The organism is Rhizobium leguminosarum bv. trifolii WSM2297 (assembly GCF_000271845.1).
On record NZ_JH719395.1, the window covers coordinates 3,310,492 to 3,327,800 of the forward strand.

General features: G+C 62.1%; 16 protein-coding genes. 2 read left to right on the plus strand and 14 right to left on the minus strand.

Annotated elements, in window-relative coordinates; translation table 11 throughout:
- Positions 1 to 59 precede the first annotated feature (59 nt).
- Together RLEG4DRAFT_RS31240 and RLEG4DRAFT_RS31245 are read left to right on the plus strand one after the other, a co-directional pair.
- Positions 60 to 1,421 carry a mandelate racemase/muconate lactonizing enzyme family protein gene (locus tag RLEG4DRAFT_RS31240; RefSeq protein ID WP_003582791.1) on the plus strand — a complete coding sequence of 454 codons (1,362 nt, stop codon included), beginning with the start codon at positions 60 to 62 and terminating at the stop codon, positions 1,419 to 1,421.
- 17 nt (positions 1,422 to 1,438) lie between these two features.
- Positions 1,439 to 2,638, plus strand: coding sequence for a mandelate racemase/muconate lactonizing enzyme family protein (locus RLEG4DRAFT_RS31245; protein ID WP_003582792.1), 1,200 nt, complete (start codon positions 1,439 to 1,441; stop codon positions 2,636 to 2,638).
- A gap of 173 nt (positions 2,639 to 2,811) precedes the next feature.
- Here RLEG4DRAFT_RS31245 and lpdA read toward each other — a convergent pair whose 3' ends face one another.
- From lpdA to RLEG4DRAFT_RS31315, 14 genes are all read right to left on the minus strand, one after another.
- Entirely contained in the window at positions 2,812 to 4,218 is a 1,407-nt protein-coding gene (gene lpdA, locus RLEG4DRAFT_RS31250; protein WP_003582796.1) for a dihydrolipoyl dehydrogenase, read from the minus strand.
- 26 nt (positions 4,219 to 4,244) lie between these two features.
- The gene (locus RLEG4DRAFT_RS31255; RefSeq protein WP_003582797.1) at positions 4,245 to 4,883 is read right to left on the minus strand and encodes a LysE family translocator; all 639 of its coding nucleotides are present in this window, start codon (positions 4,881 to 4,883) and stop codon (positions 4,245 to 4,247) included.
- A 21-nt stretch (positions 4,884 to 4,904) separates the two neighbouring features.
- A complete protein-coding gene (locus tag RLEG4DRAFT_RS31260) occupies positions 4,905 to 5,657 on the minus strand; it encodes an SDR family oxidoreductase (protein ID WP_003582798.1) in 753 nt (250 codons plus the stop codon).
- The gene (locus RLEG4DRAFT_RS31265) at positions 5,654 to 6,184 is read right to left on the minus strand and encodes a hypothetical protein (RefSeq protein ID WP_003582799.1); all 531 of its coding nucleotides are present in this window, start codon (positions 6,182 to 6,184) and stop codon (positions 5,654 to 5,656) included. Before RLEG4DRAFT_RS31265 ends, RLEG4DRAFT_RS31260 begins: the two co-directional genes overlap by 4 nt.
- Positions 6,181 to 6,918, minus strand: coding sequence for a DUF4241 domain-containing protein (locus tag RLEG4DRAFT_RS31270; protein ID WP_003582801.1), 738 nt, complete (start codon positions 6,916 to 6,918; stop codon positions 6,181 to 6,183). The genes RLEG4DRAFT_RS31265 and RLEG4DRAFT_RS31270 overlap by 4 nt, the downstream gene beginning before the upstream one ends.
- A 12-nt stretch (positions 6,919 to 6,930) precedes the next feature.
- A complete protein-coding gene (odhB, locus tag RLEG4DRAFT_RS31275) occupies positions 6,931 to 8,193 on the minus strand; it encodes a 2-oxoglutarate dehydrogenase complex dihydrolipoyllysine-residue succinyltransferase (RefSeq protein WP_003582803.1) in 1,263 nt (420 codons plus the stop codon).
- A 40-nt stretch (positions 8,194 to 8,233) separates the two neighbouring features.
- Positions 8,234 to 8,542 carry a YciI family protein gene (locus RLEG4DRAFT_RS31280; protein ID WP_003582805.1) on the minus strand — a complete coding sequence of 103 codons (309 nt, stop codon included), beginning with the start codon at positions 8,540 to 8,542 and terminating at the stop codon, positions 8,234 to 8,236.
- Between the two features lie 15 nt (positions 8,543 to 8,557).
- Positions 8,558 to 11,542, minus strand: coding sequence for a 2-oxoglutarate dehydrogenase E1 component (locus RLEG4DRAFT_RS31285; protein WP_037094942.1), 2,985 nt, complete (start codon positions 11,540 to 11,542; stop codon positions 8,558 to 8,560).
- A gap of 170 nt (positions 11,543 to 11,712) precedes the next feature.
- Positions 11,713 to 12,615 carry a succinate--CoA ligase subunit alpha gene (gene sucD / locus RLEG4DRAFT_RS31290; protein ID WP_003582808.1) on the minus strand — a complete coding sequence of 301 codons (903 nt, stop codon included), beginning with the start codon at positions 12,613 to 12,615 and terminating at the stop codon, positions 11,713 to 11,715.
- Between the two features lie 13 nt (positions 12,616 to 12,628).
- Positions 12,629 to 13,120: a DUF1579 family protein gene (locus RLEG4DRAFT_RS31295; protein WP_003582809.1), complete on the minus strand. Its 492-nt coding sequence runs from the start codon at positions 13,118 to 13,120 to the stop codon at positions 12,629 to 12,631.
- A gap of 8 nt (positions 13,121 to 13,128) precedes the next feature.
- On the minus strand, positions 13,129 to 14,322 hold the full coding sequence (gene sucC, locus RLEG4DRAFT_RS31300; RefSeq protein WP_003582810.1) for an ADP-forming succinate--CoA ligase subunit beta: 1,194 nt from the start codon (positions 14,320 to 14,322) through the stop codon (positions 13,129 to 13,131).
- 35 nt (positions 14,323 to 14,357) lie between these two features.
- Complete coding sequence (mdh, locus tag RLEG4DRAFT_RS31305; RefSeq protein ID WP_003543522.1) at positions 14,358 to 15,320, minus strand: malate dehydrogenase; 963 nt, start codon at positions 15,318 to 15,320, stop codon at positions 14,358 to 14,360.
- A gap of 178 nt (positions 15,321 to 15,498) precedes the next feature.
- Complete coding sequence (gene zapE / locus RLEG4DRAFT_RS31310; protein WP_003582813.1) at positions 15,499 to 16,662, minus strand: cell division protein ZapE; 1,164 nt, start codon at positions 16,660 to 16,662, stop codon at positions 15,499 to 15,501.
- An 80-nt stretch (positions 16,663 to 16,742) separates the two neighbouring features.
- Positions 16,743 to 17,258, minus strand: a complete 516-nt coding sequence (locus tag RLEG4DRAFT_RS31315; RefSeq protein WP_003582816.1) for a protease inhibitor Inh/omp19 family protein — start codon at positions 17,256 to 17,258, stop codon at positions 16,743 to 16,745.
- Between the last annotated feature and the right edge of the window lie 51 nt (positions 17,259 to 17,309).

Here is a 17,309-nt window from a genome sequence, read left to right on the forward strand (position 1 = left end):
ACGCTTTACGCCGTCCCCGCGTGCGCGGCGCCACCCCCCCGACCAAACGAGGATAAATCATGCCAGAGGCAGACGGAGCCGACGAGGCGCTCAATCGGGTGAACACGCATTCCAAGCCGTCCGACCTTCGCATCACCGACTTGCGGGTTGCCGAAATTGTCGGCGCCCCGTTCACCTCGGTGCTGCTTAAGATTTACACTAACCAGGGCATCGTCGGGCTTGGCGAGGTGCGCGACGGCGCCAGCGCCACCTACGCGCTGATGCTGAAGAGCCGGTTGCTCGGTGAGAACCCTTGCAACATCGATCGACTGTTTCGCCGGATCAAGCAGTTCGGCGGGCACGGCCGGCAAGGCGGTGGCGTATCGGCGGTGGAAATCGCGTTGTGGGATCTTGCCGGCAAGGCCTATGGCGTCCCCATCTACCAGATGCTCGGCGGCCGTTTTCGGGAGAAAGTGCGCGTCTACTGCGATACCGACGCCACCGTGCCAAGCGGCACCGAGACCGGCAAGCGCCTGAAGCAGCGCATGGAGCTCGGCTTCACCTTCCTCAAGATGGATTTGGGACTGATGCAGATCGCCGATGTGCCCGGTGCGGTGGTGTTTCCTGCCGGCTCACTGGAAGGATACCGCGATCCTCCCAATCGCGGGCCGCTGAAGACCATTGACGAGCGGCGTGTCCGCAATGCTGCCTACGATTTGCATAACGTCCAGCACCCGTTTACCGGCCTGCACTTTTCCGACAAAGGGCTCGACCTGCTTGAGCAATACATCGCCGAGGTTCGTGAGGTCATCGGCATGGATGTGCCACTGGCGATCGACCATATCGGCCATATTTCGATGCAGAACGGCATTCGCCTTGCCAGGCGAATTGAAAAATACGTGCCGGCCTGGCTCGAGGATGTGATCCCATGGCAGTATACCGAGCAATACCGACAACTGCAGGACGCCACCACGGTGCCGATCTGCACCGGCGAGGACATCTACCTCAAGGAGGGCTTCGAGCCTCTCCTCAACAGCGGCGGCGTCTCCGTTATCCACCCGGACCTGCTCACCAGTGGGGGCATCCTCGAGACCAAGAAGATCGGCGACATGGCGCAGGACCGCGGTGTCGCCATGGCCATCCACATGGCAGAAAGTCCGATCGCCGCCATGGCCGCGGCACATGTCGCGACCGCGACCGAAAATTTCATGGCACTCGAATACCATTCCGCCGATGTCGACTGGTGGGACGATATCGTCACGGGCCTTCCCAAGCCGCTGGTGAAGGACGGCTTCATCACCGTTCCGGACAAGCCGGGCCTCGGGATTGACGACGTCGTCGACGAGGTGATCTCGCAGCATCTGCAGCCGGGTGTCGCCGGCATTTGGCAGCCGACTGATCACTGGGACGATGAATATTCCTGGGATCGCACCTGGAGCTGAGGCGAAAAGGAACGAAGATGAAAATCACCGATCTGCGCTGCGCCGTTATCGGCAAACACCCGATCGTCCGCATCGTTACGGACGAGGGCCTCCATGGCTTGGGCGAAGTCGAATTCACCAAGTCCTACCTCAAGCCTTGGGTGCTGCATTTCCGCGAGGCGCTGATCGGAGAAGACCCGACTGACGTCGAGAGAGTCATGCTAAAGATCCGCCAACGCGGCTCTTTCAAGCCGTATGGCGCGGCGGTGAGCGCTATTGAGCATGCGCTGTGGGATATTGCTGGCAAGGCCGCGGGTGTGCCCGTCTATAAACTGCTCGGCGGCAAGGTCCGGGACAAGGTGCGCGTCTACAACGGCTCGATTCGCCAGAAACGCACCGGCGACCGCCCGGAGGACTACGCCGCTGACGTCAAATGGATGATGGAGCAGCCGCAGAACTTCTTCATGGTCAAGCAAGGAATCTCCTTCCACTCCAACATGAAGGACACCATCGAAGGCTTCCACTACGGCGTGACGCAGAAGAAGGCCGGCTATCACGGTGCCATGGATCAGGGCCTGATCAGCGAGCGCGGTTTCAATCACATGCTCGACTGCGTGATCGCGATGAAAGAAGTGCTGGGCGACAAAGTCAGCCTGGCGCTCGACTGCGGCCCCGGCTGGATGCTGCCCGACGCGATCAAGTTCGCGCGCGCGGTCGAGAAGTACAATTTGATGTGGCTGGAGGACATGCTGACTGGCGACTACGTGCCGTGGGTCAATCCGCAGGCCTATCGGGAACTGACAACCTCCACCTCGACGCCAATCCACACTGGTGAGCAGATCTACCTGCGGCACAATTTCAAGGAACTGATCGAGACGCAGGCGGTACGCGTCATCGGCCCCGATCCAGCCGACGTTGGCGGCATTGCCGAGCTCAAATGGGTCGCCGAGCACGCTTACATGCACTCGATCCTGATGGCGCCGCACGGCACCGCTAACGGCCTGCTCGGCCTCGGCGCGTTGATCAATGTCTGCGCCACCTTGCCGGCAAATTACATCGCTTTCGAATATCCGACCGCCTCCGACCCCTGGTGGGAGGATCTGGTAATCGGCTTGCCGTCGCAGATCGTCAAGGACAGCATGGTAGACCTGCTGGAAGCGCCGGGGCTGGGTCTCGATATCGACGCTGAAGGGGCCAGGAGATATCTCAGGGAAGAGGATGCTGGCTTTTTCGACTGAACTCCCTCCGCCCGTCGCGGCCAGCTGGTCGGGCGCCAAGTAGCCAATCAAAAACAAGGAAGAGCTCGGCAATCCGGAAGCGCTGCAGCGCGGGGCTAGAGCGGTTCAGGTTGAACTAAAACAGCCGCCTGCCTCGCGGCAAGCGGCTGCATGCTCATTACCAATATGTGAGATTACATGTGGATCGGCTTGAAGAAGGTCGCGAGTGCGGCTTCCTTGACCGCTTCCGACATCGTCGGATGCGCATGGCAGGTACGGCCGAGATCTTCCGACGAGCCGCCGAACTCCATCAGCACGGTGATTTCGTGGATCATCTCGCCGGCGCCGAAGCCGACGATATGGCCGCCGAGCACGCGGTCGGTTTCCTTGTCGGCAAGGATCTTGACGAAGCCGTCGGTTGCCAGCATGGCGCGGGCGCGGCCGTTTGCCGTGAACGGGAATTTGCCGACCTTGTAGGCGATACCAGCCGCCTTCAGCTCTTCCTCGGTCTTGCCGACCGAGGCGATCTCCGGCTGGGTATAGACGACGCTCGGAATGACGTCATAATTGACGTGGCCATGCTGGCCGGCGAGGATTTCGGCGAGCGCCACGCCCTCGTCTTCCGCCTTGTGCGCCAGCATCGGGCCCTTGACCACGTCGCCGATCGCATAGATGCCGGCGACATTGGTCTTGAAGTGACCGTCGATCTCGACGCGGCCGCGATTGTCGAGCGCGACACCGGCCTCTTCCAGGCCGAGACCCGCCGTATACGGCTTGCGGCCGGTGGCGATCAGAACGACTTCGGCGTCGAGCGTCACCTTGTCGCCGCCCTTGACCGGCTCGAACGTGACCTTGGCGCCCTTATCAGCCTTTTCGACGCCGGTGACCTTGGCACCGAGGTGGAAATCGATGCCCTGCTTGGCGAGCATGCGCTGGAACTGCTTGGAGACTTCACCGTCCATGCCGCCGAGGATGGTGTCGAGATATTCGACGACGGTGACCTTGGCGCCGAGGCGCGACCAGACCGAGCCGAGCTCGAGGCCGATGACGCCGCCGCCGACGACGATCAGCGTTTCCGGCACCTTTTCCAGCGCGATGCCGCCGGTGGACGAGATGATCGTCTTTTCATCGATCTCGACCTGAACACCGGGAATGCCGGCGACGTCGGAACCGGTGGCGATGACGATGTTCTTGCCTTCGATCTCCTGCACCGTGCCGTCGTCGGCGGTGACCGCAACCTTACCGGCCGAGACGATCTTGCCGCTGCCCTGGAGGGCGTCGATCTTGTTCTTTTTGAACAGGAAGGCGACGCCATCGACATTCGACTTCACCGTGGCGTCCTTGTGCGCCATCATATTGCCGAGGTTGAGCGTCGGCGCCGCAATATCGATGCCGAGCGCGCTCATGCCGTGGCCGGCCTGATGGAACATTTCGGAGGCATGCAGCAGCGCCTTCGACGGAATGCAGCCGACATTCAGGCAGGTGCCGCCAAAGGTCGCGCGCTTTTCGACAACGGCGACCTTGAGGCCGAGCTGGGCTGCCTTGACGGCGCAGACATAGCCGCCCGGGCCGGTTCCGATAATGATCACATCGTAGGACATTGCTTCTTTTCCTTTGGATTTTTCGTTTAGTCGGCCGCGCGCGTGAGCGCGAGGCGGAAGCCGAAGCCGACGAGTGCTGCTCCGGAAATGCGGTTGAACCATTTGCCGCCGGCGATGAAGCGGTCACAGATCGCCTTGACGGTGAAGAAATAGGAGACGCCGGCAAACCAGGCGACCAGCGCCGTCGCCATGCCGATGCCGTAGGAGAACTGGATCAGATCAGGCGTGTCGTGATGCACCAGCGTCGAAAACAGCGACAGGAAGAATAGCACCGGCTTCGGGTTCAGCGCATTGGTGATGAAACCCATGCCGAGGCATTTCAGCATCGAGACCGGCTTGCGGTCCTCGGCCGTCACTTCGATCTCCTGCACCTTGAAGCCCGGTTTGCGGAACGACTTGATGCCGAGATAGACGAGATAGGCGACACCCGCCCATTTGATGACCGCAAACAGCATCAGCGATTTCGAGACGATCAGCCCGAGGCCGAGGATCGTGTAGCTGATATGAAAGAGCAGCGAGAAGCCCATGCCGAGCCCGGTCATGATCGCGGCGCGCCGCCCATGCACGATGCTCTGGCGCAGAATGACGGCGAAATCGGCCCCCGGGACGACGATGAAGATCGAGAAAACCGCCATCAGGCCGAGAAATTCGAGAATATACTGCATGCTGTTTTTTCGCCCTGTCTTCTAGCGGCCGCCGCTCACATTGAGGATTGCGCCGGTTATATAGGAAGCCGAAGGGGAAAGAAGATAGAGGATCGCATCCGCCACCTCCTCGGCCGTGCCGGCTCGCTGCATCGGGACCAACGGCGCCATCTCGCGCGCCCGGTCCGGCAGGCCGCCTGAAGCATGGAGGTCGGTTTCGATGATGCCGGGCCTGACGGCGTTCACACGAATGCCCTCGGCAGCGACCTCGCGCGAAAGCCCCACCGTAAACGTGTCGATCGCCGCCTTCGAGGCGGCATAATCGACATACTGCGTCGCCGAACCGAGGATCGCCGCCATCGACGAGACGTTGACGATTGCGCCGCCCTGGCCACCCTGCCGGCTCGACATGCGGCGTATGGCCTCTGCGGCGCAGAGGATGGAACCGGTGACATTGACGCGCAGCATGCGCTCGATCCGCTCTGCCGACATCTCATCGACCCGCTGCGGATAGTCGACGATGCCGGCATTGTTGACGAGGCCGTCGAGCCGGCCGAAATGACGGTCGACCGCCGTAAACATCGCGGCGATATCCTGAGCCTTGCCGACATCGCCCTCAATCGCCACCGCCTCGCCGCCATTCTCGACGATCGAAGCCACGACCGCATCCGCGGCCTTGCGGTTGGACGCGTAATTCACCGCCACGCGCCAGCCCTGGCGCGCGGCGAGGCGGCAGACGGCAGCGCCGATGCCCCGGCTTCCACCGGTCACCAGAACAACAGGGGTATCGCTCATGTCGCACACTCCTTGAATGTCAGCACGTCCCAGGGCGCCACGGAAGCCTTGCCCTCGCCCCAGGCGCTGGATTCGCGAATGGCCGGACCGAGGCCGGGAAGCACCAGCTTTTCAGCCGCCTCGGCACCTTCCGGCTGCAGATTGTCCATCTGGCCCTCGGCATCGATGCCGTAGACGGCCCCCTGCCAGACCGTGCAGGCAATGAGATCGGCGCCGGTCGCATCACCCTCGGGGCAATTGAACATCAGGATGCCGATGGCACGCACCGGATCTTCCGATGGCATGACGTACCCTTCCATCACCACCGGCGCCTTGAGGGCACTGACTTTGAACTGGTTGCTGGCGGCAGCCGAGGCAGAATTCAGCGGTGTAAAGCGCAATTCATAGGCACCCTCACGATCGACGTAGACGGCCCGTTCCTGCTTGCAGGCGGCGCCGAAGGCGGCCACAGGAATGCCGAAGACTGCGGCGGCCGCGATGGCAGCCACGCCCTTCCGCCCTGCCGTGATCCCGATCCCCGCGTTCATTGCAGCTTAGGCTCCCTTCGCCCGTCGGCATTCTCGATCACGCTGAAATCCGTCAGCAGCACCAGCGCGCGGCCGTCCTTGTCGAGCCCCCAGAAAACCGGATAGAAACCGTCGCCCCAGCCGCTCCAGAACACTGCGACATTGCCCTTCTTGCCGGCAACCGGCCGGTGCAGCGCATAGGTGCCCTTGTTGGCATCGAGATCGGCGGCCAGCACGTCGTCGTAATAATTGATATCGGCGTCGGGCTTCTGCGCCTGCACCTCAGCTTGACGCTCGTCGATCAAAGCAAGCGTCCCCGCATCCATGTAGCAGCCGACGCCGGCATCGACCGGATAGCCGAAAATCTCGTCATCCTTCAGCGTCGCCGGATCCTGGCCGGGCAGGACCGCGAACTCCCAATGATCCGGCTTGCCCTCGGCAACGCGCATGCTGGCGGCGGCGACACGCCCGAAGGCCTGGTAGAGCGTCACCGGATATTCACCCGGCGCAACCGTTCTTGCGAGCGCCGGACGATCGGGCTGGGCGAGCGGGTCGGCCGCGACGATGCGCCCGGAGGTCAACTCGACATTGCCCATATGGATCACGTTGATCGACCGCCCGGAAAGCTCGGCGTCGCTGAGCGCCACCAGCTCGAAATTGCTGCTTGTCCAGCCCGCGGCCGACGCAGAGACCGGGACATGCGCGGCGGCAGCGCAAAGAACAAGGCGCGCCGCTCGCATGATCCGGTTCCGCATCGAAAGTGCTCCTTAGAGATCGAGAACCAGACGCTCCGGATCTTCCAGGCTTTCCTTGACGCGCACGAGGAAGGTGACCGCTTCCTTGCCGTCGACGATGCGGTGATCGTAGGACAGCGCCAGATACATCATCGGACGGATGACCACCTGGCCGCCGATCGCCACCGGCCGCTCCTGGATCTTGTGCATGCCGAGAATGCCGGACTGCGGTGCGTTGAGGATCGGCGACGACATCAGCGAGCCGTAGACGCCGCCATTGGTGATGGTGAAGGTACCGCCCTGCATATCGGCCATGGAGAGCGAGCCGTCACGGGCTGCCTTGGCAAGACGGCCGAGTTCCTTCTCGATTTCGGCGATCGACATCTGGTCGGCATCGCGGATGACCGGAACGACGAGACCCTTGTCGGTGCCTACGGCCATGCCGACATGGCAGTAGTTCTTGTAGATGACGTCGGTACCGTCGATCTCGGCATTGACCGCCGGCAGTTCCTTCAGCGCATGCGTTACCGCCTTGGTGAAGAAGCCCATGAAGCCGAGCTTGACGCCGTGCTTCTTCTCGAAAATGTCCTTGTACTTGTTGCGCAGATCCATGACCGCCTTCATGTCCACCTCATTGTAGGTGGTCAGCATGGCGGCGGTGTTCTGCGCATCCTTGAGGCGCTTGGCGATTGTCTGGCGCAGGCGCGTCATCTTCACGCGCTCTTCGCGCGAAGCGTCTTCGACCGTCGACGGGCCGCGGGCCGCGGCAGGAGCGGCGGGGGCTGCAGCCGGAGCGGAAATGCCCTTGGCGACGGCAGCGATAACATCGCCCTTCAGCACCTGGCCGCGCTTGCCGCTGCCATCGATCTGATCGGCCGAAAGGTTGCTTTCGGCAAGCATCTTCGAAGCCGCCGGTGCCGGCGGCATGGTCGAGACGGAGGCGCTCGACGACGATGCGGCTGCAGCGGCAACCGGCGCCGGCTGAGCGGGAGCAGCCGCGGCGGGCTGGGCAGGAGCGGCGGCTGGTGCAGCAGCAGCCGGTGCGGCGGCAGCGGCGGCACCTTCGGCGATCTGGCCGAGCAGCGCGCCGAGGCCGACGGTCTCGCCGGCTGCGACAACGATTTCCGAAAGCGTGCCGGAGGTGGGTGCCGGAACTTCGATGGTCACCTTGTCGGTTTCAAGCTCGAGAATCGGCTCGTCGGCCTTGATGGCGTCGCCGACCTTCTTGAACCAGGTGCCGACGGTTGCCTCGCTGACGGATTCACCGAGAGTTGGAACGCGGATTTCTGTGGCCATTGTTCAAATCCTGATTTCTTGTGTGTTCGTTTTATGCGTTTCAGACGGCGGGCGGCCGCAAGATGATCGAGGGCATCGGCAGGATATCGAAGCGGAAACCGAAACCGGAAGCGATGATCGGGTCGCCGTCGGCAAGAAGCTGTGCCGCCGCCTGATCCTCGACTTCGACGATTGCCATGCCGAAGGCGCCTTCACCCTCGAAGACGGGGCCGACCACGACGGCCGTTCCCGCAAGGGCATGCCGATGCCAGTATTCGACATGGCGTTTCATCGCCGCCATTTCCTCCCCGGTCCCGTCATGCGGGAAAGTGGGGCGCGGCGGCAGCAGTCTCAGAAAGAAATAAGCCACTTGCGCCCCCTTGTGTTAGCCGCCCAGTGCATCCTCGAGGAATGCTGCAAGCTGCGACAGATGTTTGGACATCAGGCCAGTCGCCGGCGAGGCGGCGGCCGGACGGCCGGTATAACGGACGCGCTGGTACTTTGCATCGATGTGGGCGAGCACCCATTCGAGGAAGGGATCGATGAACGACCATGCACCCATGTTCTTCGGCTCTTCCTGGCACCAGACCATCTCGGCATTGCGGAACCGCGACAGCTCGTTGATCAGTGCCTTTGCCGGGAACGGGTAGAGCTGTTCGACACGCAGCAGATAGATGTCGTCGATGCCGCGCTTTTCACGCTCTTCGAGAAGATCGTAATAGACCTTGCCGGAGCACATGACGACGCGGCGGATCTTGTTGTCCTTCTGCAGCTTGATCGGGCCGTCCTTGATCACCTCGGCATCATCCCAGAGCAGGCGATGGAAGGCGGATTCGCCGGCCATTTCGGCAAGCGTCGAGACCGCCCGCTTGTGGCGCAGCAGCGATTTCGGCGTCATCAGGATCAGCGGCTTGCGGAAGTCGCGCTTCAGCTGCCGGCGCAGGATGTGGAAGTAGTTCGCCGGCGTCGTGACGTTGGCGACCTGCATGTTATCCTCTGCGCAAAGCTGCAGGAAACGCTCGAGGCGGGCCGAGGAGTGCTCCGGACCCTGACCTTCATAGCCGTGCGGCAGCAGGCAGACGAGACCCGACATGCGCAGCCACTTGCGTTCGCCCGACGAGATGAACTGGTCGAAGACCACCTGCGCGCCGTTGGCGAAATCGCCGAACTGCGCTTCCCAGAGCGTCAGCGCATTCGGGCGGGCCAGCGAGTAGCCATATTCGAAACCGAGCACGGCCTCTTCCGAAAGCATCGAATTGATGACTTCGTAGCGACCTTGGGTCGGCGAGAGATTGGCGAGCGGGATATAGCGTTCTTCGGTTTCCTGATCGTAGAGAACCGAATGGCGCTGCGAGAAGGTGCCGCGCTCGCAATCCTGGCCGGACAGGCGGATCTTGCTGCCTTCGACGCAGAGCGCGCCGAAGGAGAGCGCTTCGGCCATCGCCCAGTCGATGCCCTCGCCGGTGGCGATCATATTGGCGCGGTTTTCCATGAAGCGCTGGATCGTGCGATGCGCATTGAAGCCCGCCGGGATCTCCGACAGCTTGCGGCCGATATCCTTCAGCGTTTTCATCGGCACGGCGGTCTTGCCGCGGCGCTGCTCGTCGGCATTGTCGGCCGCGCGCAGGCCCGACCACTCGCCGTCCAGCCAGTCGGCCTTATTAGGCTTGTAGTGCTGGCCGGCTTCGAACTCCTGTTCGAGATGGGCGCGCCAGTCGGCCTTCAGTTTCTCGACTTCACCCTCGGTGAGCAGGCCCTCGGCGACGAGGCGCGCCGCATAAATCTGCAGCACGGTCTTGTGGCCGCGGATGACCTTGTACATCTTCGGCTGCGTGAAGGACGGCTCATCGCCTTCATTGTGGCCGTAGCGGCGGTAGCAGAACAGGTCGAGCACCACAGGCTTGTGGAACTTCATGCGGAATTCGGTCGCCACCTTGGCCGCATAGACCACCGCTTCCGGATCGTCGCCGTTGACGTGGAAGATCGGCGCCTCGATCATCTTGGCGACGTCGGACGGATAGGGCGACGAACGCGAGAAGGCCGGATTCGTGGTGAAGCCGATCTGGTTGTTGATGATGACGTGCATGGTGCCGGCGACGCGGTGGCCGCGCAGGCCGGAAAGGCCGAGGATTTCGGCAATGACGCCCTGGCCGGCAAAGGCCGCGTCGCCATGGATCAGCAGCGGCAGAACCTTGGCGCGTTCGGAAAGTGGGATGATGTCGCCATCCCACACCGTAGCGCTCATGTCCTGCTTGGCGCGGGCCTTGCCCATGACGACGGGATCGACGATTTCCAGATGCGAGGGGTTTGCCGTCAGCGAGACATGCACCTTGTTGCCGTCGAATTCGCGGTCGGAAGAGGCGCCGAGATGGTACTTGACGTCGCCCGAACCTTCGACTTCGTCGGGTGCGTAGGAGCCGCCCTTGAACTCGTGGAAGATCGCCCGGTGCGGCTTGCCCATGACCTGGGACAGCACGTTCAGGCGGCCGCGATGGGCCATGCCGAAGACGGCTTCCTTGAGGCCGAGATGACCGCCGCGCTTGAGGATCTGTTCCAAGGCCGGGATCAGCGACTCGCCGCCATCGAGGCCGAAGCGCTTGGTGCCCTTGAACTTGACGTCGAGGAACTGCTCGTAGCCTTCGGCTTCGGCGAGCTTGGCGAGGATTGCCTTCTTGCCTTCCGCCGAGAAAGCCACGCCCTTGTCCGGCCCTTCGATACGCTCCTGGATCCAGGCCTTCTCTTCCGGGTTGGAGATGTGCATGAATTCGACGCCGAGGGTCGAGCAATAGGTGCGCTCGAGGATATCGATCATCTCGCGGATGGTCGCGTATTCCAAGCCGAGCACGTTGTCGATGAAGATCCTGCGGTCGTAATCGGCAGCCGTGAAGCCGTAATTCTCCGGCGAAAGCTCGCGATAGTCGTCGACAGAAGCGGCAATGCCGAGCGGATCGAGCTTGGCATGCAGGTGGCCGCGCATGCGGTAGGCGCGGATCATCATGATAGCGCGCACGGAATCGCGCGTCGCCTGCAGCACCTCGGTGGTGTCGGCAGGCTTGCCCTCAGCTTCGGCCTTGGCCTTGACCTTGGTCTCGATGACCTTCTCGACGATGCCCCAATTGCCATCGAGAGCCGACACCAGATCGCCGCTGGCCGGCAGCGGCCAGTTCTTCTTGCGCCAGGAAGCCCCCTTGGCCGCCCTTTTCACATCGCTGGGATCTTCCTCCAGCGCCTTGAAGAAGGCGCGCCACTGATCGTCTACCGACGCCGGATCCTCTTCGTAGCGCGCATAGAGCTGCTCGATATAGGCCGCGTTGGCGCCATCCAGAAACGAGGTGATCTGAAACTGCTCGTTGGCTTCTTGCCGTGCCATGGTGTTATGCGGACGCTTCCGTCCGCCTCCTGACTTTGATGAATTTGCCGGCTCGATCGCCGGCTGCCGCATTTCGATTGCCGCCTGTCCGCGGCGCATCTGCATGTCTCGTGTCGTCAAGACCGGGCGGAAGGCGCAGATGCCGTTCCTCCGCCCGGGTATAAGTTGGTTTAGCCCTTGAGGACTTCAACCAGCGTCTTGCCGAGGCGGGCCGGAGACGGCGACACCTTGATGCCTGCCGATTCCATCGCCGCGATCTTCGATTCCGCGTCGCCCTTGCCGCCGGAAACCACGGCGCCGGCATGGCCCATCGTACGGCCCTTCGGTGCGGTGCGGCCGGCGATGAAGCCGGCCATCGGCTTCTTGCGGCCCTTCTTGGCTTCGTCGATCAGGAACTGTGCGGCGTCTTCTTCAGCCGAACCGCCGATTTCGCCGATCATGATGATCGAGGTCGTGGCTTCGTCGGCCAGGAACATTTCCAGCACGTCGATGAACTCGGTGCCCTTGACCGGGTCGCCGCCGATGCCGACGGCCGTCGTCTGGCCGAGGCCTTCATTGGAGGTCTGGAACACGGCTTCATAGGTCAGCGTGCCCGAGCGGGACACGATGCCGACCGAACCCTTGCGGAAGATCGAGCCCGGCATGATGCCGATCTTGCATTCTTCCGGCGTCATGATGCCCGGGCAGTTCGGGCCGAGCAGGCGCGACTTGGAGCGGTCGAGGCGAGCCTTGACGCGAACCATGTCCGTGACCGGGATGCCTTCGGTGATGCAGGTGATGAACGGGATCTCGGCGTCGATCGCCTCGATGATGGCATCGGCTGCACCGGCCGGCGGTACGTAGATGACGGAAGCATTGGCGCCGGTCTTTTCCTTGCCCTCGGCCACGGTTGCGAAGATCGGCAGGCTTTCGCCCTTCGAGCCGGTCCAGGTTTCGCCGCCCTTCTTCGGGTGGATACCGCCGACCATCTGGGTACCATAGTAAGCGAGTGCCTGTTCGGTGTGGAACGTGCCGGTCTTGCCGGTCAGGCCCTGCACGAGAACCTTGGTGTCTTTGTTGACGAGAATGGACATGCGAGGCCTTTATTTAGGAGAGGTTGGAAGACGTGGAGGGCGCACGACGGTAAATGCCGCTGACGACCTCCTGCCAAGTATCGCTGCCTGCAGGCGAAAAGCTGACGCCCATCCGGTAGCAGTCTTCATTGTCAAATGCGAATGCGGTGCGCTGTCTGCCGCGCGGCGAAGTCTTCATCAGCACCAGCTCATTGCCGTTCCACTCGCCCGAAGCCGGCGACGGCGGCGCAAAACCCGCGCTATCGAACTGGTAGAGCTTGTAGGACTGGTCCGAAGCATCGAAGCCGAAAACATTTCGGGCCTCGAACGCAACGGCGCCACCGCGTGTCTGGCGATAGCGCTGTTCGAGGAAGAACCCGCCGAACAGCGTCTCGCCGAAAAGCTCGGCACTGGCCGGGCCTTCACTCGTCCACGCCGACGCCGCAATACGTTCTTCCCCTTCCCATACGCCGGTGAAGGCGTTGAGGCGGAAATGCGCAGCCGAGGGCGTGGACTGGAAGGCCATGACCGTTCTCAACCGTCGATCGCAGCGACGATCTTCTTGGCGGCATCGTCCAAATCGTCAGCCGCCGTGATCGCAAGACCGGACTCGTTCAGGATCTTCTTGCCGAGCTCGACATTGGTGCCTTCAAGGCGCACGACGAGCGGAACCTTGAGGCCGACTTCCTTGACCGCGGCAATCACGCCCTCGGCAATGACATCGCACTTCATGATCCCGCCGAAAATGTTGACGAGAATGCCTTCGACCTTGGGGTCCGCGGTGATGATCTTGAAAGCCGCAGCAACCTTCTCCTTGCCGGCGCCGCCGCCGACGTCGCAGAAGTTAGCCGGCTCCTTGCCGTAGAGTTTGATGATATCCATCGTCGCCATGGCAAGACCGGCACCGTTGACCATGCAGCCGATATTGCCGTCGAGCGCGACATAGGCGAGGTCCCATTTCGAGGCCTCGATTTCCTTGGCGTCTTCTTCGGTCTCGTCGCGTAGAGTCTTGACGTCGTCGTGACGGAAAAGCGCATTGCCGTCGAAGGACATCTTCGCGTCGAGAACGCGCAGGTGGCCGTCCTTCATGACGATCAGCGGGTTGACCTCGAGCAGCGCCATGTCCTTGTCGTTGAAGGCCTTGTAAAGCGCCGGGAACAGCGACTTGGCGTCTTCGGCGGCAGCACCCTCGAGCTGGAGAGCCTTGGAGATCGCGGCAACGTCGGCAGCCGTGACGCCGGCTTCCGGATCGATGGCGATCGTGTGGATCTTCTCCGGCGTGTCGTGGGCGACAGCTTCGATATCCATGCCGCCTTCGGTGGAAACCACGAAAGCAACGCGGCCGACCGAACGGTCGACGAGCAGCGAGCAATAGAGCTCGCGGGCGATGTCGGCGCCGTCTTCGATGTAGAGGCGGTTGACCTGCTTGCCGGCGTCGCCGGTCTGGGCCGTCACCAGCGTATGGCCAAGCATTTCCTTGGCATGGGCGACCACTTCGTCGATCGACTTGGCGAGACGCACGCCGCCCTTGGACTCAGGCGACAGTTCCTTGAACTTGCCCTTGCCGCGGCCACCGGCATGGATCTGGCTCTTGACCACGTAAAGCGGGCCGGGAAGTGACTTGGCGGCAGCCTCGGCCTCTTCGACCTTGAGAATAGCCACACCCTCGGCAACCGGCGCGCCATAGCCCTTCAGCAGAGCCTTGGCTTGATATTCATGAATATTCATGGGTCTATCCCTATTTCGATTACTTCAAGCGCCAATTACTTGAGGGCAGGCGCGATATTGATGCAGGCTTCGCAGAGACCGGCGACGGCGCCGACGGACTTGTCGAAGGCTTCCTTCTCGGTCTTGTTGAGGTCGATCTCGATGATGCGCTCGACACCGCCGGCGCCAATCACGGTGGGAACGCCGACATACATGTCCTTGACGCCGTACTGGCCGCTCAGGTGAGCTGCGCAGGGCAGAACGCGCTTCTTGTCCTTGAGGTAGGATTCGGCCATTTCGATCGCCGAGGCGGCCGGGGCGTAATAGGCCGAACCGGTCTTCAGCAGGCCGACGATTTCGGCGCCGCCGTCACGGGTGCGCTGAATGATCTCTTCGAGACGTTCCTTGGTGACCCAGCCCATGGTGACGAGGTCGGTGAGCGGAATACCGCCGACCGTCGAGTAGCGGGCAAGCGGCACCATCGTGTCGCCGTGGCCGCCGAGAACGAAGGCGGTCACGTCCTGGACGGAGACGTTGAATTCCTTGGCGAGGAAAAGGCGGAAGCGCGACGAGTCGAGAACGCCGGCCATGCCGACGACCTTGTTGGCCGGAAGGCCGGAAAACTTCTGCAGCGCCCAGACCATGGCGTCGAGCGGGTTGGTGATGCAGATCACGAAGGCGTTCGGCGCATATTTCTTGATGCCGGCACCGACCTGCTCCATGACCTTGAGGTTGATGCCGAGAAGATCGTCGCGGCTCATACCCGGCTTGCGGGCAACACCGGCGGTGACGATGCAGACGTCGGCGCCTTCGATCGCGGAATAGTCGCTAGCGCCCGTCAGATTGACGTCGAAGCCTTCGACCGGAGAGGACTGGGAAATATCGAGACCCTTGCCCTGGGGAATGCCGTCCGCAATGTCGAAGAGGACGATATCGCCCAGTTCCTTCAGGCCGGCGAGGTGAGCCAGCGTGCCACCAATCATGCCAGAACCAATGAGTGCGATCTTGTTACGCGCCATTTCGCTGTTTCCTTTGCGATCAAATTCGTCAAGCGACGCGCAGCAAGGCACCGCCCAATGACGCAATCGCATAGACTGAAAGCCTAAAAATGGCAACTCATTAATTTTGATGCAGCATTTTCAATCGTTTAGATACTAAAATTCTTACGTAAACGTAATATAATCTGTCACCGAATTGTTACTCGGCGGCGCGCTTCTCATGGTGCAGCGCAAGATATTCGGCGCTCCGCATCTCGAAAAGGCGCGATGCCGTGCGGTCGAATTCAAAACCCTCGGTGCCCCGCCGGTGCACCAACAGTTCCTCCGGCATCGCCGCGGCTGAAATGTAAAGGCGCACTGCATGATCGTAGAACGTATCGACCAGAATGATGAACCGCTTGATCTGGTTCCGCTTTTCCGGCCCCAGCAAGGGAACGTGATCGACGAAGACCATATCGAAACGCTCGGCGATGGCCAGGAAGTCGGCCGCCCCGAGCGGCTTCTCGCAAAGATCGGCGAAGGAGAACCGCGCCATGCGCTCGACGGCGAGCGGCACGTGGATGTGGCGCCCCTTCATCGGAATATCCAGCGGCTGCGCCTTGCGCCCGTGCAGCGCCTGCGTCCAGGACGCGTCCATCGCCATGTCGTTGTGATCGTTGATCGGCACCAGATAGACCGGCTGGCTGCTCAGCATCTCCATCCGGTAATCGGTGGGCGAATCCAGAGTGACGACGTCGACATGCTGCTTGAGCAGGGCGACGAAGGGCAGGAAGAGGCCGCGATTGAGGCCATCCATGTAGAGATTGTCAGGCTCGACGTTCGAGGTGGCGACCAGCACGCAGCCGCGCGCAAAAAGCTCGGAGAAAAGCCGCGACAGGATCATCGCATCGGCGATATCGGTGACGGTGAATTCGTCGAAGCAGAGCAGTTCCGCTTCGTCGTAGAGGGCGGCGGCAACCGGCGGCATCGGATCGGCCTGCTTGGTCTCGCCGTTCTTGAGCTTCAGCCGATGCGCGGCGATGCGGTTGTGCACATCCGCCATGAATTCGTGGAAATGCGCCCGGCGTTTCTTCCGGCACGGCGCCATCCCAAAGAACATGTCCATCAGCATGGTCTTACCGCGGCCGACGCTGCCGTGGATGTAAAGCCCCTTGGTGCCGTCGGCGGATTTCTTCTTGGCGGCAAACAGCCAGCCAAGCGCGCTCGATTTTGCCGCCGGCCGCCGCTGTTTCAGTCCGGCCAACACCTTGTCGAGGTTCTTTGCCACATCCATCTGGGCGGAATCGACCTGCAGCGCGCCCGAGGCGGTCAGCGCTTTAAGCTGTTCGCAGACGCTGAGCGCGTAATCCGGCATGGGTTGCATGAGGGCATATCCGCCTGTCAGTCATCGGCGGAGACCGCCGGATCGTTTGCCGCGCCGGTTGGTTTACCGCGCCGGTTGGTTTACCGGCTGAGGCTGATCTGCTGGCCCGTGCTGGTCTGGCCCTCGAAGCGGTTGTCAGCCGTCTTGTAGACGCTGCCGAGCTGGTTGCCCGAGCGGTCCTTGAGCAGCACCTGCTTGCCGGCAACCTCCCAGGATCCCATCGCCGTCAGCTCGCCGACGCAGCCGCGTGTGCCGCCGCGCGAACCACTGCCGAGATTGGTGAGCGTCAGGAACATGTCGCAGCTGCCATTGACGCGCCAGCTCCCGACCATCGATTCCTTGGTGATATCGAGCGCATTCGCGGCCATCGCGCCAGGCTGCGCTCCGCCCTGCATCGGCGCCGTCGTCGTCGGCGCCGCCGGAAACGACGAATTGTTGACCGGCGGAAGCTGCCCGCCCTGCACCGAGGGCACCGGCTGCGCCGTCAGCGGCGTCGGCATCGAATTGGGGCTGGAGTTGTAATTATATGCCGTCCGATCACAACCGGCTAGCGCGAGAGCCACCACCAGACCTGTCATCGCATATCGCAACTGCATCATCATACTCCTGAATTCGGCTATCGCCGCAAAGAAACGGGCGTGAGACAA